Annotated in this window: 21 protein-coding genes, 1 tRNA gene and 1 other RNA gene; 12 read left to right on the top strand and 11 right to left on the bottom strand. The window is 73.6% G+C overall.

Translation table 11 applies throughout. The features are described 5' to 3' along the window. Window positions 1-57: 57 nt before the first annotated feature. Both OG736_RS21535 and OG736_RS21530 read right to left on the bottom strand, forming a co-directional pair. Window positions 58-714 carry a LytR C-terminal domain-containing protein gene (locus tag OG736_RS21535; protein WP_327183885.1) on the bottom strand — a complete coding sequence of 219 codons (657 nt, stop codon included), beginning with the start codon at window positions 712-714 and terminating at the stop codon, window positions 58-60. 143 nt (window positions 715-857) lie between these two features. Beyond that, window positions 858-1,154, bottom strand: a complete 297-nt coding sequence (locus OG736_RS21530; RefSeq protein WP_004943146.1) for a type II toxin-antitoxin system VapB family antitoxin — start codon at window positions 1,152-1,154, stop codon at window positions 858-860. Between the two features lie 105 nt (window positions 1,155-1,259). Here OG736_RS21530 and OG736_RS21525 point away from each other — a divergent pair, with 105 nt between their 5' ends. Further along, complete coding sequence (locus tag OG736_RS21525; protein ID WP_327183884.1) at window positions 1,260-2,846, top strand: helicase HerA-like domain-containing protein; 1,587 nt, start codon at window positions 1,260-1,262, stop codon at window positions 2,844-2,846. Window positions 2,847-2,865: 19 nt separating this feature from the next. Here the strand turns inward: OG736_RS21525 and OG736_RS21520 are convergent, their stop codons facing one another. The 5 genes from OG736_RS21520 to OG736_RS21500 form a co-directional block, all read right to left on the bottom strand. Then, window positions 2,866-2,988 carry a hypothetical protein gene (locus OG736_RS21520; RefSeq protein WP_327183883.1) on the bottom strand — a complete coding sequence of 41 codons (123 nt, stop codon included), beginning with the start codon at window positions 2,986-2,988 and terminating at the stop codon, window positions 2,866-2,868. 64 nt (window positions 2,989-3,052) lie between these two features. Next, the gene (locus OG736_RS21515) at window positions 3,053-3,364 is read right to left on the bottom strand and encodes a hypothetical protein (RefSeq protein WP_327183882.1); all 312 of its coding nucleotides are present in this window, start codon (window positions 3,362-3,364) and stop codon (window positions 3,053-3,055) included. Window positions 3,365-3,441: 77 nt separating this feature from the next. Further along, complete coding sequence (locus OG736_RS21510; RefSeq protein WP_327183881.1) at window positions 3,442-3,675, bottom strand: hypothetical protein; 234 nt, start codon at window positions 3,673-3,675, stop codon at window positions 3,442-3,444. Window positions 3,676-3,730: 55 nt separating this feature from the next. Next, window positions 3,731-4,342, bottom strand: a complete 612-nt coding sequence (locus tag OG736_RS21505) for an HhH-GPD-type base excision DNA repair protein (protein ID WP_327183880.1) — start codon at window positions 4,340-4,342, stop codon at window positions 3,731-3,733. 24 nt (window positions 4,343-4,366) lie between these two features. Further along, complete coding sequence (locus tag OG736_RS21500; protein WP_327183879.1) at window positions 4,367-5,110, bottom strand: siderophore-interacting protein; 744 nt, start codon at window positions 5,108-5,110, stop codon at window positions 4,367-4,369. 78 nt (window positions 5,111-5,188) lie between these two features. Between OG736_RS21500 and OG736_RS21495 the strand changes: the two genes are divergently transcribed. From OG736_RS21495 to OG736_RS21475, 5 genes are all read left to right on the top strand, one after another. Next, window positions 5,189-7,255, top strand: coding sequence for a penicillin acylase family protein (locus OG736_RS21495; RefSeq protein ID WP_327183878.1), 2,067 nt, complete (start codon window positions 5,189-5,191; stop codon window positions 7,253-7,255). Further along, on the top strand, window positions 7,248-7,868 hold the full coding sequence (locus OG736_RS21490; protein WP_327183877.1) for a GNAT family N-acetyltransferase: 621 nt from the start codon (window positions 7,248-7,250) through the stop codon (window positions 7,866-7,868). The genes OG736_RS21495 and OG736_RS21490 overlap by 8 nt, the downstream gene beginning before the upstream one ends. Beyond that, complete coding sequence (locus OG736_RS21485; protein WP_327183876.1) at window positions 7,865-8,350, top strand: cupin domain-containing protein; 486 nt, start codon at window positions 7,865-7,867, stop codon at window positions 8,348-8,350. Before OG736_RS21490 ends, OG736_RS21485 begins: the two co-directional genes overlap by 4 nt. Next, window positions 8,347-9,111, top strand: coding sequence for an SDR family NAD(P)-dependent oxidoreductase (locus OG736_RS21480; RefSeq protein WP_327183875.1), 765 nt, complete (start codon window positions 8,347-8,349; stop codon window positions 9,109-9,111). The genes OG736_RS21485 and OG736_RS21480 overlap by 4 nt, the downstream gene beginning before the upstream one ends. Before the next feature lie 164 nt (window positions 9,112-9,275). After that, the gene (locus OG736_RS21475; protein ID WP_327187674.1) at window positions 9,276-11,138 is read left to right on the top strand and encodes a copper resistance CopC/CopD family protein; all 1,863 of its coding nucleotides are present in this window, start codon (window positions 9,276-9,278) and stop codon (window positions 11,136-11,138) included. 31 nt (window positions 11,139-11,169) lie between these two features. Here OG736_RS21475 and OG736_RS21470 read toward each other — a convergent pair whose 3' ends face one another. Next, window positions 11,170-11,661, bottom strand: a complete 492-nt coding sequence (locus tag OG736_RS21470) for an acyl-CoA thioesterase (protein ID WP_327183874.1) — start codon at window positions 11,659-11,661, stop codon at window positions 11,170-11,172. Between the two features lie 87 nt (window positions 11,662-11,748). Continuing rightward, complete coding sequence (locus OG736_RS21465; RefSeq protein ID WP_327183873.1) at window positions 11,749-12,909, bottom strand: macrolide family glycosyltransferase; 1,161 nt, start codon at window positions 12,907-12,909, stop codon at window positions 11,749-11,751. Window positions 12,910-13,235: 326 nt separating this feature from the next. On the opposite strand from OG736_RS21465, the gene OG736_RS21460 reads away from it, so the two are divergent. Further along, window positions 13,236-14,573 (top strand): wax ester/triacylglycerol synthase domain-containing protein, encoded by a 1,338-nt coding sequence (locus tag OG736_RS21460; protein WP_327183872.1) that lies wholly within the window; start codon window positions 13,236-13,238, stop codon window positions 14,571-14,573. 365 nt (window positions 14,574-14,938) lie between these two features. On the opposite strand, the gene OG736_RS21455 is transcribed toward OG736_RS21460, so the two are convergent. Together OG736_RS21455 and OG736_RS21450 are read right to left on the bottom strand one after the other, a co-directional pair. Then, window positions 14,939-15,160 carry a hypothetical protein gene (locus OG736_RS21455; RefSeq protein ID WP_028807083.1) on the bottom strand — a complete coding sequence of 74 codons (222 nt, stop codon included), beginning with the start codon at window positions 15,158-15,160 and terminating at the stop codon, window positions 14,939-14,941. A gap of 391 nt (window positions 15,161-15,551) precedes the next feature. Continuing rightward, window positions 15,552-15,639: transfer RNA gene (locus OG736_RS21450), tRNA-Ser, on the bottom strand. 71 nt (window positions 15,640-15,710) lie between these two features. Between OG736_RS21450 and ffs the strand changes: the two genes are divergently transcribed. The 5 genes from ffs (at window position 15,711) to OG736_RS21425 (ending at window position 24,340) form a co-directional block, all read left to right on the top strand. Further along, window positions 15,711-15,809, top strand: an RNA gene (ffs, locus tag OG736_RS21445) — signal recognition particle sRNA small type. Window positions 15,810-15,878: 69 nt separating this feature from the next. Continuing rightward, a complete protein-coding gene (locus OG736_RS21440) occupies window positions 15,879-18,239 on the top strand; it encodes a DNA polymerase III subunit gamma and tau (protein WP_327183871.1) in 2,361 nt (786 codons plus the stop codon). A gap of 134 nt (window positions 18,240-18,373) precedes the next feature. Continuing rightward, window positions 18,374-19,636 carry a phosphoribosylamine--glycine ligase gene (gene purD / locus OG736_RS21435; RefSeq protein WP_327183870.1) on the top strand — a complete coding sequence of 421 codons (1,263 nt, stop codon included), beginning with the start codon at window positions 18,374-18,376 and terminating at the stop codon, window positions 19,634-19,636. Window positions 19,637-20,029: 393 nt separating this feature from the next. Then, window positions 20,030-22,552: a collagen-like domain-containing protein gene (locus OG736_RS21430; RefSeq protein ID WP_327187673.1), complete on the top strand. Its 2,523-nt coding sequence runs from the start codon at window positions 20,030-20,032 to the stop codon at window positions 22,550-22,552. A 276-nt stretch (window positions 22,553-22,828) separates the two neighbouring features. Further along, a complete protein-coding gene (locus OG736_RS21425) occupies window positions 22,829-24,340 on the top strand; it encodes a N,N-dimethylformamidase beta subunit family domain-containing protein (protein ID WP_327183869.1) in 1,512 nt (503 codons plus the stop codon). The last annotated feature ends 23 nt before the right edge of the window (window positions 24,341-24,363 follow it).

Raw genomic sequence — 24,363 nt, 5'->3', positions numbered from 1 at the left:
AGACATTCGGCTCGCTCGCTCACTCGGACAGGCGGGTGGCGGGGGAAAGGGCTGCTGTCAGCAGCCCTTTTTCGTGGACGCCGTCGGCTGCGGCGCGGCCAGCGCCGACAGCGCCTTGACCGAGGCCGTCGGGCTGGTCAGCGCCTTGAACTGGTTGCCGATGATCAGGTCGACCGCCGTGCCCGCCCGGGCCGCGTCGGTGCGGCGCTCGGCGGTGGTGAGCTGGGTGGCGAGCACCGGCAGCGAGGTGTTCAGCGAGGAGGCGGGGCCGAGCAGTATCCCGGTGCCGGTGACCTTCTTGTCGTACTGCTTGGTGGCGTTGCCCACCTCGCCGATCTTGAAGCCGCGTTTCTTCAGCTCGTCCGCGGTGGTCTTGGCGAGGCCGCTGCGGGTGGTGGCGTTGAAGACGTTCACCGTGATCTGCGCGGGCTTGGGCGCCGCGCCGACCACGGCGGCGGCGGACGCGGAGGCCGCGGGGCTCGCCTTGGTCGCCTTCGTCGAACAGCCGACTCCGGCGGCCGTGGCCGTACCCCCACCGCCCGTGAAGACGTCGATGAGCTGGAGGGTGCCCCAGCCGGCCACGCCGAGCACGGCGCCGCAGGCGACGACCACCACGACCAGCCTGCCGCGTCGTCGGTGGGGGCGCATGCGGGGGTATTTGTCCCCCGTGATCCGGTACTTGCCGCCCATGCCGGGGGGAGTCAGCATGCTCATGGGCGCAGCGTAGTGCGCCCGGGCGGCCGTGACGAATAAACGATCATCCGACACCGCTCGAGGCGCGGGAAAGCACCCGAAAGGGTCAACCCGAAGGGTCGGCCGGGGCCGGGGCGGGGGTCTGGCAGGGCTCCTGGCTGGGGTCAGTCCAGCTCGAGCACGCGCGCGTGCAGTACCTGTCGCTGCTGGAGTGCCGCCCGCACCGCGCGGTGCAGCCCGTCCTCCAGGTACAGGTCGCCCTGCCACTTCACGACGTGCGCGAAGAGGTCGCCGTAGAACGTGGAGTCCTCCGCGAGCAGGGTTTCCAGGTCGAGCTGCTGCTTGGTGGTCACCAGCTGATCGAGGCGGACCGGGCGCGGCGCGACGTCCGCCCACTGCCGGGTGCTTTCCCGGCCGTGGTCGGGGTACGGCCGGCCGTTTCCGATGCGCTTGAAGATCACACGGAAAGCCTACCGGTCCAGACGTTCCGGGCGCAGCCATGGAGACGGAGTGCGACGCTGGAAAAGATGTGATGAACGGGGGTAAAACGGAACGAGGGTCTGCCGATGAGTGAGCCGACGAGCGCCGCTGACATCGCCGCCGGGTACGCCTTCGCCGGGCCCGCCCTCGACCTGGGCGCGCTGCTGTGGGACGGGAAGTGTCTGCCCGAGGCCCCCGTCCGCATCCCTCTTCCCATGCTGAACAGGCACGGACTGGTCGCGGGCGCCACCGGCACCGGAAAGACCAAGACGCTCCAGCTGATCGCCGAGCAGCTCTCGGCGCAGGGCGTGCCGGTCTTCCTCGCCGACGTCAAGGGAGATCTGTCCGGGGTGTCGGCGCCGGGGGCGGCGAACGACCGGGTCCGGGGGCGGGCGGCGGAAGTCGGCCAGAAATGGACGGCGACCGGCTTTCCGGCCGAGTTCTACGCCCTCGGCGGCCTCGGCATCCCGCTGCGGGCCACGATCACCAGCTTCGGCCCGGTGCTCCTCGCCAAGGTGCTCCAGCTCAACCACACCCAGGAACAGTCCCTCGGCCTGATCTTCCACTACGCCGACCAGAAGGGCCTGGAGCTGCTCGACCTCAAGGACCTCCGGTCGGTCGTCGCCTTCCTGACCTCGGACGAGGGCAGGGCGGAGCTGAAGGGCATCGGCGGTCTTTCGACGGCCACGGCCGGGGTGATCCTGCGCTCGCTGACCGCCTTCGAGGCCCAGGGCATGGCGAGCTTCTTCGGCGAGCCGGAGTTCGACACGGCCGAGCTCCTGCGCACGGCATCCGACGGCCGCGGTGTCGTCTCGGTCCTGGAACTGCCCGCCGTTCAGGAGAAACCGCAGCTCTTCTCGACGTTTCTGATGTGGCTGCTGGCCGATCTCTTCCGCGACCTGCCCGAGATCGGCGACGCCGACAGGCCCGAGCTTGTCTTCTTCTTCGACGAGGCGCACCTGCTCTTCAACGACGCCTCGAAGGCGTTCCTCGACTCCGTCACGCAGACCGTCCGGCTGATTCGCTCGAAAGGAGTCGGCGTGTTCTTCGTCACGCAGACTCCGAAGGACGTGCCCGGTGACGTCCTCGCCCAGCTCGGCAACCGGGTCCAGCACGCCCTGCGGGCGTTCACGCCGGACGACCAGAAGGCCCTCAAGGCCACGGTGAAGACGTTCCCGAACTCCGCCTACGACCTGGAGGAACTGCTCACCGGGCTCGGTACCGGCGAGGCCGTCGTGACCGTCCTCAGCGAGCGGGGCGCCCCGACGCCCGTGGCCGCGACCCGGCTGCGTGCCCCCGAGTCGCTGATGGGGCCGGTCGACGGCCCCGCCCTCGACCGGGCGGTGCGGGAGTCCCCGCTGTGCGAGCGGTATGCACAGGCTGTGGACAGAGAATCCGCGTTCGAGAAGCTGGCGGCCCGGCCCGCCGAGCAACCAGAGTCATCGCGAGGCTCGCAGGACACGCGAGGGACGGGGGAGACGAAGAAGGCGAAGGAAGCGCGGGAAGCGAAGGCAGCGAAGGAGCCCAGGTCCCGGGAGCCAGAGGGGGACCGCTCCGTCGTCGAGCAGGTCGTCGGCAGCGGCATGTTCAAGTCGCTGGCCCGGTCCGTCGGCACGCAGATCGGCCGAGAGATCACCCGCTCGCTCTTCGGTACGGCCCGGCGGAGGCGGTAGTACCGCCTCCGCCGACCGGTCAGCGGTCCCGGTGCTCCGGGGACTGCTGCGGTTTCGCTTCCTTCACCTGCGGTTTCTGGGTGCTGCGCGCGGCCTCCGCGCGCAGCAGGGCGCGCAGGATCGCGTACGGGTCTGTGGGCATGGCTCTTTCCCTCGCATGTTCCTTGCGTGAGCGTGATCGCCGGCGGGCCTGGGAACGGCGTCCGTCAGCAGCGCAGGACCACGGTGCGCAGGGCGTGCAGGGCGTACGACGGCCGGTGCGGCGCGGGGCGCGGCCGGTCCGCGCGGACACCGGGCGCCGGGGCCGGGAGGGCCGCGGGGCGCAGCGGGGCGGCGGGGCGGTGCGCGCAGGGGGCCGGGCGCAGCGCCGTGTCGAGGACGTCGTACTCGGCGGTCTCGGCGGCGGCGACGGGTGCCGCCGAGACCTCGGCGGCCGCGCCCGGCACCAGCAGGGCGAGCAGCAGCACGAGCGTCCGCAGCCAGGTGCGGCTGCGGGGGAGGCGTGCTGCGGGGCTCATGAGAGGTCATCTCCCCGCGACACGCCCTGGGTTCAGCATGCCGGGGGTCGGATCCGCCCGTTCGGCGGACAACCGGCTCACACGGTGTGCGGCACCTGGCGGGCCCGGCCCCGGACGCGCGGCACGGCGACGATCTCGACGGCGCCGACCGCCACCGGCCGGACACCGCCGACGAGGGCGGGACGCCGACCGATCCCGCTGACCACCGGGCGGAGACCGAAGCGGATGCCGACGGCGAAGAACGAGGCACCCGGGCGCCAGGAGGAGCCGCTCGGGGGCACGGTGTCGTCCCGACCTCGGTCGCGTTCCAAGTTCGCACCGGGGGACGGCGACCCGCCACCCGGTCGGGTCACCCGGCCTGCCCCGCTACTTCTTCGCGGACCTGTCCGCCCTGTTCGCCTTCTCCGCCTTGGCCGCCGCCTTCATCTCCTGCTTGTGCGCCCGTACCTTCGTCAGCGACTCCGGGCCGGTGATGTCGGCGACGGACCGGAAGGACTTCGGCTCGCCGTAGGCGCCGGCCGCCTCCCGCCAGCCCGTGGGCCGCACACCGAGCTGCTTGCCCAGCAGCGCGAGGAAGATCTGCGCCTTCTGGCTGCCGAAGCCGGGCAGTTCCTGGAGCCGCCCGAGCAGCTCCTTGCCGCTGCTCACGTCCTTCCAGACGGCACCGGCGTCCCCGTCGTAGTGGTCGACGAGGTACTGGCAGAGCTGCTGGACGCGCTTGGCCATGGAGCCGGGGTAGCGGTGCACGGCCGGCTTCTCGGAGAGCAGTGCGGCGAAGGCCTCCGGGTCCTGGGCGGCGATGTCGTGCGCGTCCAGGTCGTCGGCGCCGAGCCGGTCGGCGATCGTCCGGGGTCCCTTGAACGCCCACTCCATCGGAACCTGCTGGTCCAGCAGCATCCCGACCAGCGCGGCGAGCGGGGACCGCCCGAGGAGCTCGTCGGCCTCGGGGTCCTGGGAGAGGTGAAGGGTGACGTCCATGCGTCGATGATCCCGCCTGGGCCGTCAGCTCGCGCGCCAGTACCCCAGCGCGTGCAGCCGTTCCTTGGGGAGGCCCAGCTCCTTGCGCAGGTAGGCCGACAGCGTCCTGGTGGTGCGGGTGTCGCAGGCGATCCAGACGTAAGGGTCGGGGGTGGCCGTCAGGAGGGCGGGCAGCTCGGCCTTCACCCGCTCGACGAGGTGGGCGCCCGAGTCCACCCGGGGCACGTGCCGTATCTCGTGGCGTGCGGGGTCGGTCCGGAAGGGGAGGCCGTCCGTACCGTCGGGCGAGCCCTCGAACCAGACGGTCGCCGGGGCGGAGCCGAGCGCCCCTTCGCCCTCGCCGAGCAGGGAGTTGATGGCGGGCAGGGAGGCCGGGTCGCCGATCACGAGGACGTGCGAGGGGGCCGGGGCGGGCGGTTCGAAGCCGGTGCCCTGGACGGTCGCCTCGATGGTGTCGCCGGGCTTCGCCGCCCGCGCCCAGTCGCTGGCCGCGCCCTCGTGCAGCGCGAACTCCAGGGCGAGGGTGCCGGCCGTCGGGTCGGGTTCGACCAGGGTGTAGGCCCGCTGGTGCGGCCGGCCCGCGTTCTCGAACCAGAGCCGGATCCAGATCGTCGGGTGGACGCCGGTGGCGGCGAGCAGCCCGCCGTCCGAGAGGCGCAGCCTGCGGTATTCGCCGGTGACCTCCTCCACGCCCGTGACGGTGAGCGTGAAGTCCTTCGCACGCATCAGTCTGAGGACCGTGCCCTCCCAGCCCCGCCCCTGCGCCATGGCTTCTCCGCCCCTCGCGTACGATTTCGGCACAACCTACTTAGGCAAGCCTAACCTAAAGCGAAATGGGGCCAGAGGGTGACCACCGAGATCTACCGTGACGCCTGGGGCGTCCCGCATCTGCGTGCCGACAGCGCGCACGCCCTCGCCCGTCTCCAGGGATCGGTCACCGCCCGCGACCGGGCCTGGCAACTGGAGGTCGAACGGCACAGGGCGCGCGGTACCTCGGCGTCCTTCCTCGGCCCCGAGGCCCTCCCCTGGGACCGGTTCGTGCGCCGCGCCCGCCTCGACGACACGGCGAGACGCTGCTTCGACGAGCTCGCGAGACGGGACCCGGAGACGGCCGACTGGGTCCGGGCGTACGTCGAAGGAGTCAACGAGGGGCTGGCCGCCTGCGAGGCGCCCGAGTTCACCCGGGTCGGCCTCGCGCCCGGCCGCTGGGAACCCTGGACCCCGCTGGCCGTCTGGCTGGCCACGCACATCCTGTTCGCCGGGTTCCCCGCCAAGCTGTGGCGCGAGGAGGCCGCCCGGCACCTCGGCCCCGAGGCGGTCGGCCTGTTCGCCACCGACGGGCCCGGCAGCTCAGGCAGCAACGGCTGGCTGGTGGAAGGGGCGCGGACGGTCACCGGGCAGGCGGTCATCGCCGGCGACCCGCACCGCTTCATCGAGGACCCCGGCGTCTACCAGCAGATCCGCCTGGCCTGCGACGAGTTCGACGTCGTCGGGCTCGCCGTCCCCGGCGTCCCCGGCATCGCCCACTTCGGCCACACCGGCACGGTCGCCTGGGCCATCACCAACGCCATGGCCGACTACCAGGACCTCTACCGCGAACGGCTGCGCCGCACCGGCGCGGGCGTCGAGGCGCTCGGCCCGGACGGCACCTGGCGGCGGGTCGCCCGGCACACCGAACTCGTACGGGTGGCGGGCGAGGAGACCGTCGAGGTGGAGGTGCTGGAGACCGAGCGGGGCCCGGTGATCGCGGGCGGCCCGGAGGGCCTCGACGACGGCACCCCGCTCGCGCTGACCCTGCGCCACCCGCCCCGCGTCACCGCCGACCTGGGCTTCCAGGCCCTCCTCCCGCTGCTCAGGGCCCGCCGGGTCGCCGACGTGGACCGCGCCTTCGACCTCTGGGTCGAGCCCGTCAACGTCGTCCAGGCCGCCGACACCGAGGGCGGCCTGCTGCACCGGGTCGCGGGCCGGGTGCCGCTGCGCGCCGAGGCGAACGGCACCCGGCTGGTGCCCGCCTGGGAACCCGGTCACGAGTGGACCGGCTGGCACGAGATGCCCCGCGCGGGACTGGCCGACGGCGTCGCGGTGATGGCCAACCAGCGGGGTCCCGCCGCGGAGCTGGGCGTCGAGTTCGCCCCGCCGCACCGTGCCGACCGCATCCGGGCGCTGCTGGCGGAGCGTCGGCAGTGGTCCGCGTCCGACATGCCGGCCGTCCACATGGACACCCATCTGGCCTCCGCCGCACCCCTGCTGGACCGGGTGTCCGCCCTCGACGACCTGACCGGCCCGGCCGCCGAGCTCCGCGACCGCCTGCTGCGCTGGGACCGCCGGATGGACGCCGACAGCCAGGACGCCGCACGGTTCGCGGCCCTGCGCAGCGCCCTGGTCCGCCGTCTCGCCGCCCACCCGGCCTTCGCGGCCCTCACGACGCCGCCCGCCTACCCGGAGGTCTTCCTCCCCTGGCTGGCCCTGCTCCCGCGCATCGGCTTCGCCCTCGAACACCTGCTGCGCGCCGAGGAGCTGTACGGCATCGACCGGGCGGCACTCGTACGGGAGGCCCTCGAGGAGGTCGCAGGCGGGCCCGCCGCTCGCTGGGGCGACACCCACCGGCTGACCCCCTGGCAGGCGCTGCCCGACCCCGGACGGCAGGCCCCGCCCCTCGCCGGCGATCACGACTGCGTGCTGTGCACCTCGGCCGTGCCCGGCTGGACCGACCTCGCCGCGCGGGGCCCGGCCGCCCGTTACGTGTGGGACCTGGCCCGCCGCGAGGACAGCCTGTGGGTCGTCCCGTACGGCGCGTCCGGCCTCCCCGACCACCCCCACCACCACGACCAGCTCCCCCTGTGGCTCAAGGGCGAACTGGCCCCGGTCGTCACCGACTGGGCACAGCTGAAGAAGGAGAGCGACGATGAGTGACCGCCAGGACGGCCGGAACACGCGGGACGTCTACGTGCACGAGCAGATGGTCGACGGGTTCGGGACCGTCGGCATCCGTCCGCTAGACGCCGAGGGCGACGCGGACGTCGTCCACGGGTGGGTGAGCGAGGAGCGGGCCGCGTTCTGGGGCATGAACGGTCTGACGCGGGACCAGGTCGCCGAGATCTACGCCCACATGGCCGGCCTCGACACCCATCACGCCTTCCTGACCGAGCTGGACGGCGAACCGGTCGCCCTCCTCCAGACCTACGAGCCGACCGAGGACCGGGTCGGCGAGTGCTACCCGGTCGAGCCCGGGGACATCGGCGTCCACGTGCTCATCGCACCGGCCGGCGGGCGCGGGGCGCGGCCGGGCTGGTCGGCGGTGCTGATGGGCGCGTTCGCCTCGTACGTCCTGGTCGGCCTGGACCGGCCGCGCGTCGTGGTCGACCCCGACGTGCGCAACGAGAAGGCGGTCGCCCGCTTCCTCCGGCAGGGCTTCGAGGAGGGGCCGGTCGTCACGCTGCCGGAGATCGACCTGCCGGACGTGTACCTGCCGGAGAAGAAGGCACAGCTGGCGTTTCTGCGCCGGGAGGTAGCGTTCCCCGGGTGACCTCACCGCTCACCCCCGAAGACCTCGTCGCGCACTACGGCCTGGAGCCGATCCCCCGCGAGGGAGGCCTGTTCCGCCGTACCTGGGCGGGTCCGGAGGGTCCGGACGGCCGCCCCGCCGGCTCCGCCATCGTCGCGCTGCTCACCGCCGACGACTTCTCGGCCCTGCACCGCCTGCCCACCGACGAGGTCTGGCACTTCTACCTCGGCGACCCGCTCACGCTGCTGCTCCTCGCCCCCGACGGCACCTCCCGTACGGCGGTGCTCGGCCCGGACCTCCTCGGTGGGCAGCAGCCGCAGCTCACGGTGCCCGCGCACACCTGGATGGGCGCGCGGGTGGCCACCGGGGGCGCCTGGACCTTCTTCGGCTGCACGATGGCCCCCGGCTTCACCTACGGGGACTACGAGCACGGCGACGCGGCCGACCTCACGGCGCGGCACCCGGACCGGGCCGCCCTCATCACGGAACTGTGCCGTCCATGACGTTGCTGGCGGGCCGGGTGGCCCTGATCACGGGTGCGGGCGGCGGTATCGGGCGCGGCATCGCGCTGCGGTTCGCCCAGGAGGGCGCGGCGGTGGCGCTGCACTGCCGTACGGGGACCGAGGCGGCTCACGCGCTCGCCGAGCAGATCGCCGACGAGGTCGGCGCGCGGGCCGTCGTCCTGGCCGGCGCCGATCTGACCGTCGAGGACGAGTGCCGAAGGGTGGTGGACCGGGCCGCCGAGTGGGGCGGCGGGCGGCTCGACGCGTTGGTGAACAACGCGGGCGTACAGCCGGTGCGGGACCTGCCCGGGATGCCGGCGGCCGACTGGCGTGCGGTCGTCGACACCAACCTGACCAGCGTGTTCGCCTGTACCCAGGCGGCGGCGGAGGTGATGCGCGAGCGCGGGGGCAGCATCACGCACATCGCCTCCGTGGAAGCGGCGAGGCCGGCTCCCGGGCACGCCCACTACGCCGCTTCCAAGGCAGCCGTCGTGATGCACGCGCGGGCGGCGGCACAGGAGTACGGGGCGTACGGCATCCGCGTGAACACGGTCTCGCCCGGGCTGATCGACCGGGAGGGGCTGGCCGAGGCGTGGCCCGAGGGGGTGCGGCGGTGGCGGGAGGCGGTCGCAGTCGGCCGGCTGGGCCGCCCGGAGGACGTCGGCGACGCCTGTGTCTTCCTGGCCTCGCCGCTCGCGTCCTGGATCACCGGACACGACCTGGTGGTGGACGGCGGGGTGTCGGCGCGGCCGACGTGGTGAACCGGATGCCCCGTGCATGCGTACGTATCTCCGAGCACACGAGTCTCGAGTCCCAGGCAAGGCGGAGCGGTGACGTGAGCGAAGGGCGAGATGGCGGACGACACGGTGGTGGGCGGTACGGCAGCGGGGGGCACGGCGACGGCCGAAGGGGACTTCAAGGGCTGGTGCTGCTGGGCACCGTGCTGGTCCTGCTCCTCCTCGGCGGCGGCCCGGCCTCGGCCCACGCGGCCCTCCGCGGCGCCGATCCCGCCGACGGAAGCGTCGTCAAGACGGCCCCCGACGCCATCACCCTCACCTTCACCGAGTCCGTAGGCCTGCTCGACGACTCCTTCCGCGTCTTCGACCCCGACAACCGGCGGGTCGACACGGGCGAGGCGGGCCACGCGGACGGCCGCGCCGACACCGCGCGGATCAAGCTCCCCGCGAAGCTCGGCACCGGCACGTTCACGGTGGCCTGGCGTGTGGTGTCGGCGGACAGCCACCCGATCGCCGGCGCCTTCACCTTCTCGGTGGGCACACCCTCCGCGATCCCGCCGGCCCTGCCCGGCACCTCCGTGGAGAACCCGGCCACCGGAGGCCTCTTCAACATCGGACGGTACCTCGCGTACCTCGCCGCGGCGCTCCTCGTCGGCACGGCCGCCTTCATCGCCGTCTGCCGCCCGCCGGACGCCCGGCCGCTGCGCAGGCTGCTGCTGGCCGGCTGGTGGGCGCTCGCCGGATCGACGGTGTTCCTGCTGCTGCTCCGCGGCCCCTACGAGACCGGCACCGGCCCCGCGCAGGCCCTGGACCCGTCGGGTCTGAGCCGCACGCTGGCCACCCGGCCGGGCCTGGCCCTGGTGGCCCGCCTCGCGCTGCTCGCGGCGGCCGCGGCCCTGCTGCTGTGGCAGCGCAAGGCCCTCGGGGAGGGGAGGCGACCGTCCCGCGCGGCGCTGCTGACCGGCGCCACGCTGGCCACGGGCCTGGCCCTGACCTGGGCCGGCGCCGAACACGCGTCGGCCGGTATCCAGGTCCCGGTGGCGATGACGTCCACGGTGCTGCACCTGCTGGCGATGGCGGTGTGGCTGGGCGGCCTGGCGTCCCTGCTCACCCTGTTCTACCGCGCGTCCGTCCCGTCGCGCGTGGTCGGCCGCTTCTCGCAGCTGGCGGGCCTCTCGGTGACCGTCCTGGTGGTGACGGGCGTCTACCAGTCCTGGCGTGGCCTCGGCTCCGTGTCCGCGCTGACGGACACGACGTACGGGCGGGTCCTGCTGGCCAAGCTGGTCGCGGTGACGCTCCTGCTGCTGGCGGGGGCCCGGTCGCGGCAGACGGTGACAAGGGAAAGGACGGCGAGGAACGTGACGGTGGAGGCTGCCGAGGTGCGGGAGGCGCGGGTACCGGAGCCGGTGGGCGGCCGGGCCGAAGGCGCGGCGGACGGCCTGGCGGAAGGCCGGGTGGACGGCACGACCGACGCCCCGGTGGACGGCCCGTCGCTGCCCGAGAAGCACCGGCCACCGGCCGGTGCGGCCCTCACCCCGGCCGAGGACGCCCAACGCCGGGCGCTGCGCCGCTCCGTACTGGCCGAGGTCGTCGTCTCCGTCGTGGTCCTCGTCTTCACGACCGTCCTGACGGGCACCCTGCCCGGCCGGGCGGCGGCCGAGGCGGCGACGGCGGAACAGTCCGCCGGGCTGCCCGTGGCCTCCGTGACCAACATCCCCTTCACCATCGGCTCCGACTCCCCCGGTGTCCGCGGCGTCAGCGGCAAGGTGCAGGTCACGCTCGATCCGGGCCGGGTCGGCGACAACGGCCTCCAGGCCGTGGTCTACGGCCCCGACGGCGGCTTCGTCAGCATCCCCGAGCTGCGTGTCTCCTTCAGCCTGCCCGACCAGGACATCGGCCCCCTCGACGCCAAGGTCACCGACCGGGGCGGCTACTGGGCCGCCGACACGGTCAACCTGCCACTGCCCGGAACCTGGGAGATGAAGGTGACGGTACGGGTGTCGGAGACCGACCAGGTGAGCGAGTCGAAGCCGGTGGAGATCGTGCGCTGAGACAGCGGTCCGCCCCCGGCGGGACGGCCGGTCAGCGCGCGGGGTCGGGAGTGGCGTGCCGTGCCGCGAGGGCACGTTCCTCCTCCTCGAGCCGACGGGAGCACCGGGCGTCCGGGTCGTAGGCGACGGCCGTGCTCACACAGGTGCAGAACACCCGGGCGTCGCGGGTGACGCGGCTGGTGACGCGGAGGGTCGAGCGGCGCAGGTCACCGATGGTCGTGGTGATGGTGACCGGCTCCGGCTGGAGGACGAGGGGCTCCGTGTAGTCGAGTTCGTGGCGTGCGTAGACGAACCTCGGGCGGATCTCCTGCCCGGGCAGTCCGGGGCGCAGATAGAACATGTCGATATGGGCGTCCTGGATCATCTCCAGCAGCCGGACGTTGTTCACATGGTTCATGGAGTCCAGGTCGCTCATGCGTACCTGGCGCAGATAGAGGTGCGGTCGGCAGTCCGGCACATCGAGGGGCGGGCGGCCGGTGCCGGTGCGGCGGATGTCGGACGCCAGGGCATGGGTCAGGGTCAAGGTGTCACTCCTCGGAACATCGGAACAGGGGTCCCGGCCTCCTGGCCGGTACGCGGTACCGGTGCCGGAGCTACAGGGACTGCGGGTCTACAGGGCCCGCTCGATCAGGTCGGCCGCGGCTGCCGCCCCGCCGGCCGCCGCGATCTCCCGGCGCATGGCGGACACGCCCGCGCGGATGTCCCGGTCGGACGAGACCCGCAGGACGGCCTCGCGCAGCGCCTCGGGGGTGACGCTCTCGCGCGGCAGGTGGACGCCCAGCCGGAGGTGTTCGATCCGGGCGGCGTTGACCCGCTGCTCGGCCATCTGCGGGACCGCCACCAGCGGCACGCCGTAGTGCAGGGCCTCCATCGTGCCGCCCATTCCGGCGTGGGTGACGAAGGCGTCCGCGTGTGCGAGCACGGCGAGTTGGGGCACGTGGGGATGCACCTCGACGTTGGCGGGCAGCGGCCCCAGCCCGTCCGGCGGGACGGCGCCGACGGACATGACCACATGCCAGGGCAGCTCGGCGAAGGCCTGGACGCACGACCGGTAGAACTCCGGCCGCCGGGTGAACTGGGAGCCCAGCGAGACCAGCAGGACGGGCACGTCGGGCCGCGGCGGCTGCCAGGAACCCTGGTAGGAGCGGTCCCCGAGCGCCGGCCCGACGTACGCGACGCGCTGTGCCTCGACGGTGTCCGCCCTGCGCTGGAAGGTCCGGGGGAAGAACGCGACGGCGTGTTCGGGCCGTACGAGGTCCTGGATCCGCGCGGCCTCGATCCCCTGGTCGGCGAAGGCGGCCGCCAACCGCGCGAAGCCCGGCAGTTGCGGGAGGCCGGGCACGCCGAAGAACTCCGGGACGATGCCGTCGTAGGCGAGATGGGTGGGCGACGCCACGACGATCGGCACCTGCCACCGTGCCCCCAGCAGCAGGCCCGCGAAGGCGTAGATGTCGCACAGCACCAGGTCCGGGCGGTCCCTGCCGAACGCCCGGGTGAGCGCGGGCAGGGCCGCCAGCGCCACCTCGACGACCCGCGCGAACCCCTCGCCCATGTCCTCCGGCGCGTCCGAGCCGTCCCCCGCGTCCGGGTAGAGCACGGGCTCGGCACCGGCCGCCTTCACCTGGTGCACGAAGTCCTCGGTGACGGCGTAGCTGACCCGGTGCCCCCGCCGGACGAGCTCCTCGACGACCCCCAGGGTCGGATTCACGTGCCCGTGCATCGGAACGTTGAACACGGCGATGTGCGCGGGATTCGGATGAGTACCAGGCACGACACACAACTCCTGTCCGGCACGGAGCCGGGGCGGGGGATTCGGGACCGGGGCGCCCGAACGGCGGACGCGGAGTCCCGATTAAAGGCGCACGGACACCGTTCGTGACCGCAAACCTGCGGCAGTGTCACCCCATCAGGGAGCCTTCACGGCCGCGCGTTGACACCTGCGGAACACCTGAGGGGTACCTGGCGGGACTGCCGGTGACGCGGCGGACGTGACCGCCGGTCCGATCGGCCGTTGGGGGTACAGGACGTCGTCCGTCAGCAGCCGGCCCACGACAGGACCGGCCCACGGCACGGACGGCCCACGACAGGAGCAGTCTCATGCCCGGATCGCATCTGCCCTTGATGGAAGAGGGGATGGCCCGCTGGCCGTTCGGCCCGCCCAACGCCGGGATCGCCCTGGACCTCGCGGGCGCCCCACCGTCGCTGGACGAGCTGCGGGCGTTGGTGGAGGAACGCTGGAAGGCGCTGCCCAGGCTCACCCAGACCCTGGTCGCTCCCGGCGGCGCCCGGACGGGCCTGGCCTGGTGGACGGGCCGGCACCGCTGGGCGCGGCGGGACGGCCACGACCTGGCCCAGCAGATCGACAGCGCGGACCTCACCCTCCGGGACGCGGTCCGGCAGTGGTTCCACACCCCGTTCCCGGCCGACCGGCCGCCCTGGAGCCTCCACCTGCTGCGCGGGGCGACGGAGGGGGAGTTCTCCCTGCTGTTCCGGATGCACCACAGCCTGCTCGACGGCCGTTCCCTGACGACCCTGCTGCGCGCCCTCTTCGACGACGGCGGGCCGCTGGACGGCGCCGCGTCCCTGGCGGTGCCCGGCCCCCGGCGCCGGACGGTCGGCCCCGGCCCGACGGGGGGCGGCCCGCCGGGCCTGCTCACCACGGGCCGCGCGGTGCCGCTGCCGCACCGGGGCCCGCGGGAGCCCGCGTACACCGTCGTACGGCTGCGCGCCGACGTCCTGCGGGCCGCGCGCGCGGCCGTCTGCGTGGGAGCGGCGGGCGACTCCCGCCCGGCGACCACCAACGAGGTGTTCCTGGCGACGGTCTCCGGGGTCCTGCGCGCCTGCCTTTCGGCTTCGGACTCCGGTTCCGCGTCCGACGCCGACTCCGGTTGCGCCTCCGCTTCCCGCGGCGGCGACCGGGATCCGGATGCGAGGCAGGTGTGGCTGTCGGTCCCGGTCGACGAGCGGCCCGACGACTGCGGTGAGTTCCTCGGCAACGCGTTCGCCAACGTCCGGGTCCCCGCGCCGGTGACCCTCGCCGACCCGGCGGCCCGCCTGACCGCGTGCACCGGCCTGCTGACCACCGTGACCCGCCCCCGGCGCACCGCCGAGAAGCTGGTCGAGGGCACGCTCGCGGCGGTTCCCGGGGCGACCCTGGCGCTGGCCGGCGGAAAGATCTTCGCGCCCGCGTACGCGCCGGCGGCCTGCTCCTACGTCCATCTGCGCGAGCAGGGCCAGACCCTGGCCGGACGACCGCTGCGCCACCTCACCATCGTCCCCATGGTGCCCCCGGCCGACACGGCCACCTTCGCGCTGGGCGGCTGCGCCAAGGGCCACACCCTGAGCGTCGCCACCAACTCGGGCCGCGAGGACGCCGGCCTGCTGGCGGAGGCGTTCCTCGACGAGCTGACGCTGCTCGCCGAAGGGGCTCGCTGACCCGCCGGTTCCGCGCATGTCGAAGGGCCCCACAGCGAACGGTGGGGCCCTTCGGCATGCGCGGAACCGGGACGGCGCGTGGCCGCCGACTGCGAGGCCACGGTCACCGGCCGGAGCTAGCTCGCCTGGCGTCGAGCCGCACCCATGCCGGAGAGGGATGCCTGCGCATCCTCGATCAGGAAGATCTCGTCCTCCCCGAAGTCCGGGGCCTGGAAGGGGTTGGTCGTCGGAGGCGGCGATGCCGCGGTGGCATAGCGAGTCGCCCCTTCCGGAGCGGAGAACAGCGAGGTCGGGTCGATGAGAGGTCTCCCATTCGTTACAGGGCCGTGAACGGACCTGGCGTGCCGTGACCGGGCACAGCGGTCCTACAGCTTGCTCATCTTGGTGTACGGGCTCAAGATCCGCATTTGCGCCGAACCGAAATCCACGAGGGCCGCGATTCCGTCCTCGATGCCGATCACGCGGCCGAGGCCGTACATGTCGTGCGTGACCTGGTCGCCCACCTCGAAGTGCTTCGGAGACGGCGCGGCCGGGGCCTTGAAGGGACTGGTGGGCAAGTAGCGCTTCGGTGCCGATGGCTTTGTCATTGCCTCCAGTATGGGCCTGCATGGGCCACTCGTAGCGGCCGTCTTTCTCCGCTGTTCGTCACAGACCCGGACAGCGATCATCACCTCGGCCCGAACACGGGCAGCCACGCGCCTCTGACCTGGTGCTTCGCCGATGAGCCCACCGAAGCGCCCGTGGGACCCCACCACAGACCGTTACCTTCGGAACCCGCTCCACCTCAGCTGGTCGCGAGGATCAGGCTCAGGATCATGAGCATGACGCACAGCGTCGCGGGCGGCCCCATCGGACGTTCCCGGACGGTCGGACGAGACGGCGTGCGAGGACGGCATCCGAGACGGATGGTCGGGACGGGCAACGACGAAGGGCCCCACCTCGCGGTGGGGCCCTTCGACATCGTGCCCGGTGAGGCACTGGCGGAGGATACGAGATTCGAACTCGTGAGGGGTTGCCCCCAACACGCTTTCCAAGCGTGCGCCCTAGGCCACTAGGCGAATCCTCCGCGGCAAACAATACAAGACGTTGAGGAGTGCTCGCGAACTCGTTCCCCCCGCTCAGATCCTGTAGCCTGTGCGCAGCCCCTCACGCGGCGCTATCTGACTGAACTCCCCCAGGGCCGGAAGGCAGCAAGGGTAGGTCGGCTCTGGCGGGTGCGTGGGGGGCGCTTGCGTTTGCGGTGGGGCCGGGTGCCGGGTTCGCGCGTGGGACCCGATGTCAGCGGTCGCCTATAACCTCGTATGCGTGTCGTCTCTCGCGCTGTACCGCCGCTATCGCCCGGAGTCGTTCGCCGAGGTCATCGGGCAGGAGCATGTCACCGGCCCCTTGCAGCAGGCGCTGCGGAACAACCGGGTCAATCACGCGTACCTGTTCAGCGGGCCGCGTGGGTGCGGGAAGACCACCAGCGCGCGGATCCTGGCCCGGTGCCTGAACTGCGAGCAGGGGCCCACCCCGACCCCGTGCGGGGAGTGCGAGTCGTGCAAGGACCTCGCCAGGAACGGCCCGGGGTCCATCGACGTCATCGAGATCGACGCGGCCTCGCACGGTGGTGTGGACGACGCCCGTGACCTGCGGGAGAAGGCGTTCTTCGGGCCCGCCCGGAGCCGGTACAAGATCTACATCATCGACGAGGCCCACATGGTCACGCCGGCCGGCTTCAACGCGCTCCTCAAGGTCGTCGAGGAGCCGCCGGAGCATCTGAAGTTCATCTTCGCGACCACCGAGCCGGAGAAGGTCATCGGGACCATCCGGTCGCGGACCCACCACTACCCGTTCCGGCTCGTGCCGCCGGGGACGCTGCGGGACTACCTCGGCGAGGTCTGTGGGCAGGAGGCCATCCCCGTCGAGGAGGGCGTGCTGCCGCTCGTCGTGCGCTCCGGCGCGGGTTCCGTGCGTGACTCCATGTCCGTCATGGACCAGCTGCTCGCCGGCGCGAGCGACGCGGGTGTGACGTACGCCATGGCCACCTCCCTGCTCGGTTACACGGACAGCTCGCTGCTCGACTCCGTCGTCGAGGCCTTCGCCACCGGTGACGGCGCCGCCGCCTTCGAGGTGGTCGACCGGATCATCGAGGGCGGCAACGACCCCCGCCGCTTCGTCGCCGACCTGCTGGAGCGGCTCCGGGACCTCGTCATCCTCGCCGCCGTGCCGGACGCGGCCGACAAGGGGCTCATCGACGCTCCCGCCGACGTGATCGAGCGCATGCAGGCCCAGGCCGGCGTCTTCGGCGCCGCGGAGCTGAGCCGTGCCGCCGACCTCGTCAACGAGGGGCTGACGGAGATGCGGGGCGCCACCTCACCCCGTCTCCAGCTCGAGCTGATCTGCGCGCGCGTGATGCTGCCCGCCGCCTACGGCGACGAACGCTCCGTCATGGCCCGCCTCGACCGCATCGAGCGTGGCGTGAACTTCTCGCCGGGCGGCGGTGCGCAGGGGGCGGCGCCCGGTGCGCCCGCGATGCCGGCGATGGGTTACGTGCCCGGGCCTGAGGCGCACGCCGGCGCCCCTCTGACCGGGGGCGCTCCGATCCCGCCCGGTGGCGGGGCGGCCGCCGCCCGCGCCGCGGTACGGGGGCCGGGTCCGGGGCAGGGTCCCGTACCGGGTCAGGCGCCGGACCGGTCGGCTGCGCCTGCCGCGCCGCCCGCGCCCGCCCAGCCTCCGGCAGCCCCGGCCCCCACCTCCGCTCCCGCCCCCGCCCCCGTCGCGGCCTCCGCCCCGCCGGTGGAGGAGGTGCCGGCCGCGAGCCCCCAGGCTCCTGCCCAGCCCGCCCCCGGTGCCTGGCCCACCGCCACCGCGGCGGGCAGCGGGCGCCGCCCCGGCGGCTGGCCCACGGCCGCGCCCGCGGGCGGCGGAGGCAGGCCCCCGACGACGCCGGCCCCCGCATCCGCCCCCGCCGCCTCGGCCGGCCCCCCGGCCCCGGCCCCCGCCCCCGCGGCCACCCCGGCGCCCGCACCCGGCGGTTACGCGCCCCCCTCCGGCGGCCTCGACCCCCGCATGCTCTGGCCGAACATCCTGGAGGCGGTCAAGAACCGTCGTCGCTTCACCTGGATCCTGCTCAGCCAGAACGCGCATGTGGCGGGCTTCGACGGCACGACCCTCCAGCTCGGCTTCGTGAACGCCGGCGCCCGTGACAACTTCACGAGCAGCGGCAGCGAGGACGTGCTGCGCCAAGCGCTGGCCGAGCAGTTCAGCGTCCAGTGGAAGATCGACGCGGTCATCGACCCGTCCGGCGGCTCGGGTCCCCCGCCGAGCGGCGGCCTCGGTGGCGGCGGAGGCGGTGCGCCCGGCGGCTACGGCAGCCCCGGGGGGCACAACAGCCCCGGTGGCTACGGCGGCGGTGGTTCGACGGCCCCGTCGGGCGCCGCCCCGACCCAGGCACCGGCGGCTCCCGCAGCCCCTTCCCAGCACGCGTCGACATCGGCGTCGGCCCACGCCCACGCGGCGTCCGCCCCGGCCCCGTCCCGTCCGCCCGCCCCGGAACCGGTGGCCCCCGAGGACGACACCCCCGAGGACGACGACCCCGACCTCAACGAGTCGGCCCTCTCCGGCTACGAACTGATCGTGCGCGAGCTCGGAGCGACGGTGGTGGAGGAGTTCACCAACGAGTAGGGGGTGACACGGACGTCCCCTCGGCGGCGCCCTCCCCGCGCCCTGCCGTTTGGAGGAACGCACTACATCCCCGCCTCCCGGCTTTCGGAAGCCCGCACAAAACACCCCCGCCCCCGCCCGTTAGGCTGACCCCCGTGAACGTCCTCGTCATCGGCAGCGGCGCCCGCGAACACGCCCTGTGCCGCTCACTGTCCCTCGACCCCGCCGTCACCGCGCTGTACTGCGCCCCCGGCAACGCCGGCATCGCCGAGGTCGCCGAGCTGCACCGGGTCGACGCCCTGGACGGCGAGGCCGTGTCCGCGCTGGCCGTGGAGCTCGGCGCCGAGCTGGTCATCGTCGGCCCGGAGGCGCCGCTGGTCGCCGGGGTCGCCGACGCCGTACGCGAAGCGGGCATCCCGGTGTTCGGCCCCTCGAAGGAGGCCGCGCAACTCGAGGGCTCCAAGGCGTTCGCCAAGGACGTGATGGCCGCGGCCGGCGTGCCGACCTCCCGCTCCTACGTCTGCACCACCCCCGAGGAGGTCGCCGAGGCCCTCGACGCCTTCGGCGCGCCGTACGTCGTCAAGGACGACGGCCTGGCCGCCGGCAAGGGCGTCGTCGTCACCGACGACCTGGAGGCCGCCGCGGCGCACGCGGCCGGCTGTGAGCGGGTCGTCATCGAGGAGTTCCTCGACGGCCCGGAGGTCTCCCTCTTCGCGATCACCGACGGCGTGAGCGTCGTCCCGCTCCAGCCCGCCCAGGACTTCAAGCGCGCGCTCGACGGCGACGAGGGCCCCAACACGGGCGGCATGGGTGCCTACTCGCCGCTGCCCTGGGCGGACCCGAAGCTGGTGGACGAGGTCCTGGAGACGGTTCTCCAGCCGACCGTCGACGAGATGCGGCACCGCGGCACCCCCTTCTCCGGACTCCTTTACGCGGGCCTCGCGATCACCAGCCGCGGTGTCCGGGTCATCGAGTTCAACGCCCGTTTCGGCGACCCCGAGACGCAGGTCGTGCTGGCCCGGCTGAAGACCCCGCTGGCCGGTGTCCTCAAGGCGGCCGCCACCGGTGACCTCGCCGACCTGCCGGCCCTGCGCTGGAGCGAGGACGCGGCCGTCACCGTCGTCATCGCCTCGCACAACTACCCCGGCACCCCGCGCACCGGCGACCCGATCTCCGGGCTCGCCGAGGTGGCCGCCGAGGACGCCCCGCACGCGTACGTCCTGCACGCCGGGACGAAGTACGACGGTGACGACCGCGACACGGTCGTCAGCGCCGGCGGGCGCGTACTGTCCGTCACCGCGACCGGCACGGACCTCACCGAGGCCCGCGAGCGCGCGTACCAGGCCGTCGGGCGCATCGGGCTCGACGGTTCGCAGCACCGTACGGACATCGCCGCGAAGGCGGCGGCAGGCGCGTAGGCACCCGCCGAGGCAGGCAGCAGGCACCCCCGAACAGGGACCTCGGCAGGCACCCCGAACGGGCACCTCAGCAGGTGTCAGCCAGGATCTCTCAGGCCCCGGGCCACCATGGAACTCCGCACGGAGGACCCGTGGAACCCGGGGCCTGATCGTTGCCCACCGTCATCCACCTTTCCCCAAAGCCATTCCATCGTGTGAGCGCTGAGCTATCCGGCTGACGTGGGCCGGAGCGCCAACTAGGGTGCGGCGCAAGCGTTCCGGCACTCGTTCCGGCACTTGGCCCACCGGCATTGCGATGTCGGTGGTCGGTGCCACAGTGGGGGAGTGACCACTGCGAAGACAGCCGGGGGAAACAGGACCGTAGGGAGGGGGTGAGGTCCGGTCGTGACCGGTATGGGAGTGGAGATGGGCGCGCAGGCCGCGCGGGCCCGGGCACTGGCGGTGCTACGCATCCGCAGCCGGGCGCTCGCCGTCGCGCTGCTGCCCGCGGCCGCCGCGGTGATCCTGCTGGCGGGCGGTTCCACCGGGCACTTCGTGGGCACGGGATGGGACGCCGCCCGCTGGACGGTGTCCGTCGTCGCCTTGGTCGTGCTGCTGGCCGCCGGCGTCATCGGCCTGGTCGTCGCCCGCGCGCGCCCCGCGGTCAGTCCCACGGTCGCCATCGCCGAGGAGGCCGCCCCCGATCTGTACCGGCTGGTCCGGGACCTCGCCGACCGCCTCGACGTCCCCGCGCCCTCCGCGATAGCGCTCACGCCGGACTGCGACAGCTGGCTGGAGGACCGCACCCACCCGGCCCACGGCCCGTCGCCGTCCCGCGGCGGTGACGAGATAGCCGGCCCGGGCGGCTCCCACGGCCCGCTCCACCGCCGTACGGGAGCGTCACCGGTGCTCGTCATCGGCTCCCCGTTCCTGTGGTGGATGCGCGTGGGCGAGCTGCGCGCCGTGCTGGCCCCGGTCGTCGCCGGTACGGGCCCTTCGGCGCACCCCGACATAGCCGCGGCCCGGCGCTTCGTGCGCGGGCTGGACGCCGCGGTGGCCGTCTGCGCCTACCGGGGCGACCGGTATCCCGTGCTGCGCCCGGCCTGCTCGGGCATCGGCTGGGCCGCCCGCCTGATGCTGCGGGGCTGTCAGATCCACGCCGGCGAGATGGAGCGGGGCGTCGCCGCCGCGGCCTCCGAGCGTGCACAGGCTGTGGATTACGGGCTGCGCATCGTCGCCCAGGAGCAGGTGGGCCTGGCCTACGCGGGCTGGGACCGTCTTCTGACGCGGGTGGCGCTGCCCGCCTGGCGGATGGGCCGCTGGCCCTCCCGGCTGGACGCGGGCGTCGTCGCCGCCCTCACCGAGCTGTCCCGGCGCGACCGGCTGGCCGAGGGGTTCGCCTCCCGCCTCGGCGAGCGCCCCGCGTGCGACCTCCTCGAAGAGCCCGGCACGATCGACGAGGCCACCTCCCTGCTCGCCGCCCGCCTCTTCCACGGCGGCCCCGCGGACCCGGGTCCGGACTGGTCGCCGGTGGCCTGGGAGGACTACCCCGACGAGGTGGTCGACCGCAAGTGGCGCACCGACGCGGCCCGGCTCCATCGGGTCCTCGACACCCTCGGCGTCCGCCGCACCTACGACCCGACCCGCACCGCCCACCCCGGCGGCCCCCACCCCGGCGGCCACAGCGGCCCCACTCTGGCCCGAGTCCTGGACCACCTGACGGACAGACCCGCCGACACGGAGCACCCCCACCCGACGGACCCGACGGACCCGACCGACGTGGCGGACCCTACGGAGCCGACGGAACAGACGGAGCCGACCGACGTGACGGACCCGACGGAGCCGACCGACCTGGCACGCCCGACGGCCACAGCCGCCCCGACGGCCACCCCTGCCCCGGCGGCGGCATCTGCCCCGGCACCGACCACCTCCCCGATGGCGGCACCTGCCCCGGCGGCCCCGCCCTCCCCGACGGCCGAGCCGAGCCTGCCTGTGGCCCCTGTGTCCGGCCCGGCGCCCTTGCCGTCCCCCACGGACGCTGACGGCCTCACCGACCACACCGGCCCTTCGGGCCACACCGACTCCAACGGCCCCTCCGGCGCTGCTGGCCCCACGGGTCTGTCCGGCCCCACCGGCCTTTCCGGCGCTGCTGGTTCCACGGGTCTCTCCGGTCCCATGGGTCTCTCCGGCCCCAACGGGCTTTCCGGCGCTGATGGCCCCACCGGTCTCTCCGACCCCAACGGCCTCTCCGACTCCGACGGTCACCCGACCACGTCGGCCCCCGCCCCCGCCGGGCATCCCGAAGCCGCCGCCGTCCACGCCGTCCCCGCCGCCACCTCGGCCGACCGGGGTGCCGTCCCGAACCCCGACCAGGACCCGAGCCCCGACCTCGCTCCGGGCGCCGGCTCCGCCCCAGGCTCCAGCCCCGCTCCTGCTCCCGGCACAGCCCCGGCCCCGGCCCCCCTCCCGGCCCCCGAGGCCGCCTACCTCGCCGACGACGAGGACCTCCTGCCTCCGAACCCCCGCAGCGCGGCCCTCGCCGCCGGGATCGGTGCCGAGCTGGGGCGGGAGGAGGCCGCAGCCGCGGCGGCGGCGCCCCCCGCCCAGTCCGGTCCTCCGGCGCCCGGGCAGGGTCCCGACATGGCCCTCTGGGACCAGGACGCGCTCCCCCTGTTCCCCCTCCAGCCCCCGCGCACCGACCGCGAGCTCCTGGCCGATCACGTCACGGCGATGGTCTGCTGCGCCGCGATGGACACCGTCGGCGCCGTTCCGGGTCTCGACTGGCTCGACGGCCCGACCCTCCTGGTCGACGGCGAGCGCGTGGCCGACCTGGCGCCCCGGGTGCTCAGCCTCGTCGAGGACGGCGACGCGGTCCCCCTGCGCACCTGGCTGGTGGAACTCGGGATACGCCCGGAGAAGCCGGTACGGCTCGGCTGAGCGCCCCGCAGCACCGACGCTGCCCGTGCCGTCCGACCCCAGCCGATCCCAGCCGCCCCCCGGCAACCCCGGGCGCCCCACCGACCAAGCCCTAGCGGAGCTCTATATTCCACTTTCGGCCAATTCGCAACGAATAGTGACTGCCTGCGCGCGTTATGTGATGTGCTGGGACCGATCGGGCCCATGGCAAGGGCTTGCGACATAGGACAAACGCGCAGGGCGGTCACGTACGGCGTACGCACGAACCAGCACGGGGGCACAAGGGAGGGGAGCACCATGGGACCCGGACCAGGACCGGAACACATCCGCCGATGGGAGTCGGGAGCACTGGCCCACGCCGTGACGGACCCCTTCGGACAGGGCCCCGTCCCCTGGCTGCGCGGCAGCGAGACGTACTTCGACGACACGGGTCAGGTCGTCCCCTGGTACGTGGACGCGGCCCCCGCCCCCGCCCGGGGCGGCCTCCGCGTCCCGGCCCCCCGCACCGAGCCCTCGGCCGGCGCCCCCCGCTCGGCCGACGACGTGCGCCGCCAGATCAAGGGCTTCGTCTCCACCGGCGCGGTCGCCCCCGGCGAGGCCGTCGACTTCCACATCACGGTCGACCCGCCCCAGGAATTCAGCGTCGACGTCTACCGCATCGGCCACTACGACGGCGACGGCGCCGCCAAGATCACCACCAGCCCACGCCTCTCCGGCATCGTCCAGCCCCCGCCGCTGACCGCCGACCGCACGGTCTCCTGCCACCACTGGTGGCTCTCCTGGCGCTTACAGGTCCCGTCGTACTGGAACGTCGGCGCGTACGTGGCCGTCCTCACCACCGTCGACGGCTACCGCTCCCACGTCCCCTTCACGGTCCGCGACCACCACCCCGCCGATCTGCTCCTGCTGTTGCCCGACGTCACCTGGCAGGCCTACAACCTCTACCCCGAGGACGGCCGCAGCGGCGCCAGCCTCTACCACGCGTGGGACGAGGACGGCCGCCTCCTCGGCGAGGCCGACGCCGCGACCACGGTCTCCTTCGACCGTCCGTACGCCGGCGCTGGCCTGCCCCTCCATGTCGGCCACGCCTACGACTTCATCCGCTGGGCCGAGCGCTACGGCTACGACCTCGCCTACGCCGACGCCCGCGACCTGCACGCCGGTCAGATCGACCCCACCCGCTACCGCGGCCTGGTCTTCCCCGGCCACGACGAGTACTGGTCGACGAGCATGCGCCGCACCGTGGAACTCGCCCGCGACAGCGGCACCTCACTGGTCTTCCTGTCCGCCAACTCCCTCTACTGGCAGGTGGAGTTGGGTCCCTCCCCGTCCGGCGTCCCCGGCCGCCTGCTGACCTGCCGCAAGCGCAAGGGGCCCGGCAAACCCGTCCTCTGGCGGGAGATCGACCGCGCCGAGCAGCAGTTGGTCGGCATCCAGTACGCGGGCCGGGTGCCCGAGCCGCATCCGCTGATCGTCCGCAACGCCGACCACTGGCTGTGGGAGGCGACCGGCGCGTGCGACGGCGACGGCATCGAGGACCTGGTCGCGGGCGAGGCCGACCGCTACTTCCCGCGCACTCCCCTCCCGCCCCACGAGGACCGCATACTCCTCGCCCACTCCCCGTACGCCGACAGCGAGGGTGTCCTCCGCCACCAGGAGACCTCCCTCTACCGGGCTCCCTCCGGTGCCCTGGTCTTCGCCTCCGGGACTTTCGCCTGGTCTCCGGCCCTGGACCGCCCCGGCCATGTGGACCCTCGCGTCCAACGCGCCACGGCCAACCTCCTGGACCGCATCTGCAAACGCGACTGACGCCCGTACGCCCGCTCGCGCCA

Source organism: Streptomyces sp. NBC_01334 (assembly GCF_035983595.1).
GTDB classification, from domain to species: Bacteria; Actinomycetota; Actinomycetes; order Streptomycetales; family Streptomycetaceae; genus Streptomyces; species Streptomyces coriariae.
Note: the sequence above shows the minus strand (reverse complement) of the source record. Positions and strands in the feature narration are given on the sequence as shown.

Excerpts from the sequence above, each read along its gene's own strand:
- OG736_RS21525 (WP_327183884.1), top strand. The coding sequence starts at position 1,260 with ATGAGTGAGCCGACGAGCGCCGCTGACATCGCCGCCGGGTACGCCTTC.
- OG736_RS21515 (WP_327183882.1), bottom strand. The coding sequence starts at position 3,364 with ATGAGCCCCGCAGCACGCCTCCCCCGCAGCCGCACCTGGCTGCGGACG.
- OG736_RS21490 (WP_327183877.1), top strand. The coding sequence starts at position 7,248 with ATGAGTGACCGCCAGGACGGCCGGAACACGCGGGACGTCTACGTGCAC.
- OG736_RS21480 (WP_327183875.1), top strand. The coding sequence starts at position 8,347 with ATGACGTTGCTGGCGGGCCGGGTGGCCCTGATCACGGGTGCGGGCGGC.
- OG736_RS21460 (WP_327183872.1), top strand. The coding sequence starts at position 13,236 with ATGCCCGGATCGCATCTGCCCTTGATGGAAGAGGGGATGGCCCGCTGG.
- OG736_RS21425 (WP_327183869.1), top strand. The coding sequence starts at position 22,829 with ATGGGACCCGGACCAGGACCGGAACACATCCGCCGATGGGAGTCGGGA.
- OG736_RS21455 (WP_028807083.1), bottom strand. The coding sequence starts at position 15,160 with ATGACAAAGCCATCGGCACCGAAGCGCTACTTGCCCACCAGTCCCTTC.
- OG736_RS21520 (WP_327183883.1), bottom strand. The coding sequence starts at position 2,988 with ATGCCCACAGACCCGTACGCGATCCTGCGCGCCCTGCTGCGCGCGGAG.
- OG736_RS21500 (WP_327183879.1), bottom strand. The coding sequence starts at position 5,110 with ATGGCGCAGGGGCGGGGCTGGGAGGGCACGGTCCTCAGACTGATGCGT.
- OG736_RS21430 (WP_327187673.1), top strand. The coding sequence starts at position 20,030 with ATGGGAGTGGAGATGGGCGCGCAGGCCGCGCGGGCCCGGGCACTGGCG.
- OG736_RS21505 (WP_327183880.1), bottom strand. The coding sequence starts at position 4,342 with ATGGACGTCACCCTTCACCTCTCCCAGGACCCCGAGGCCGACGAGCTC.
- OG736_RS21535 (WP_327183885.1), bottom strand. The coding sequence starts at position 714 with ATGAGCATGCTGACTCCCCCCGGCATGGGCGGCAAGTACCGGATCACG.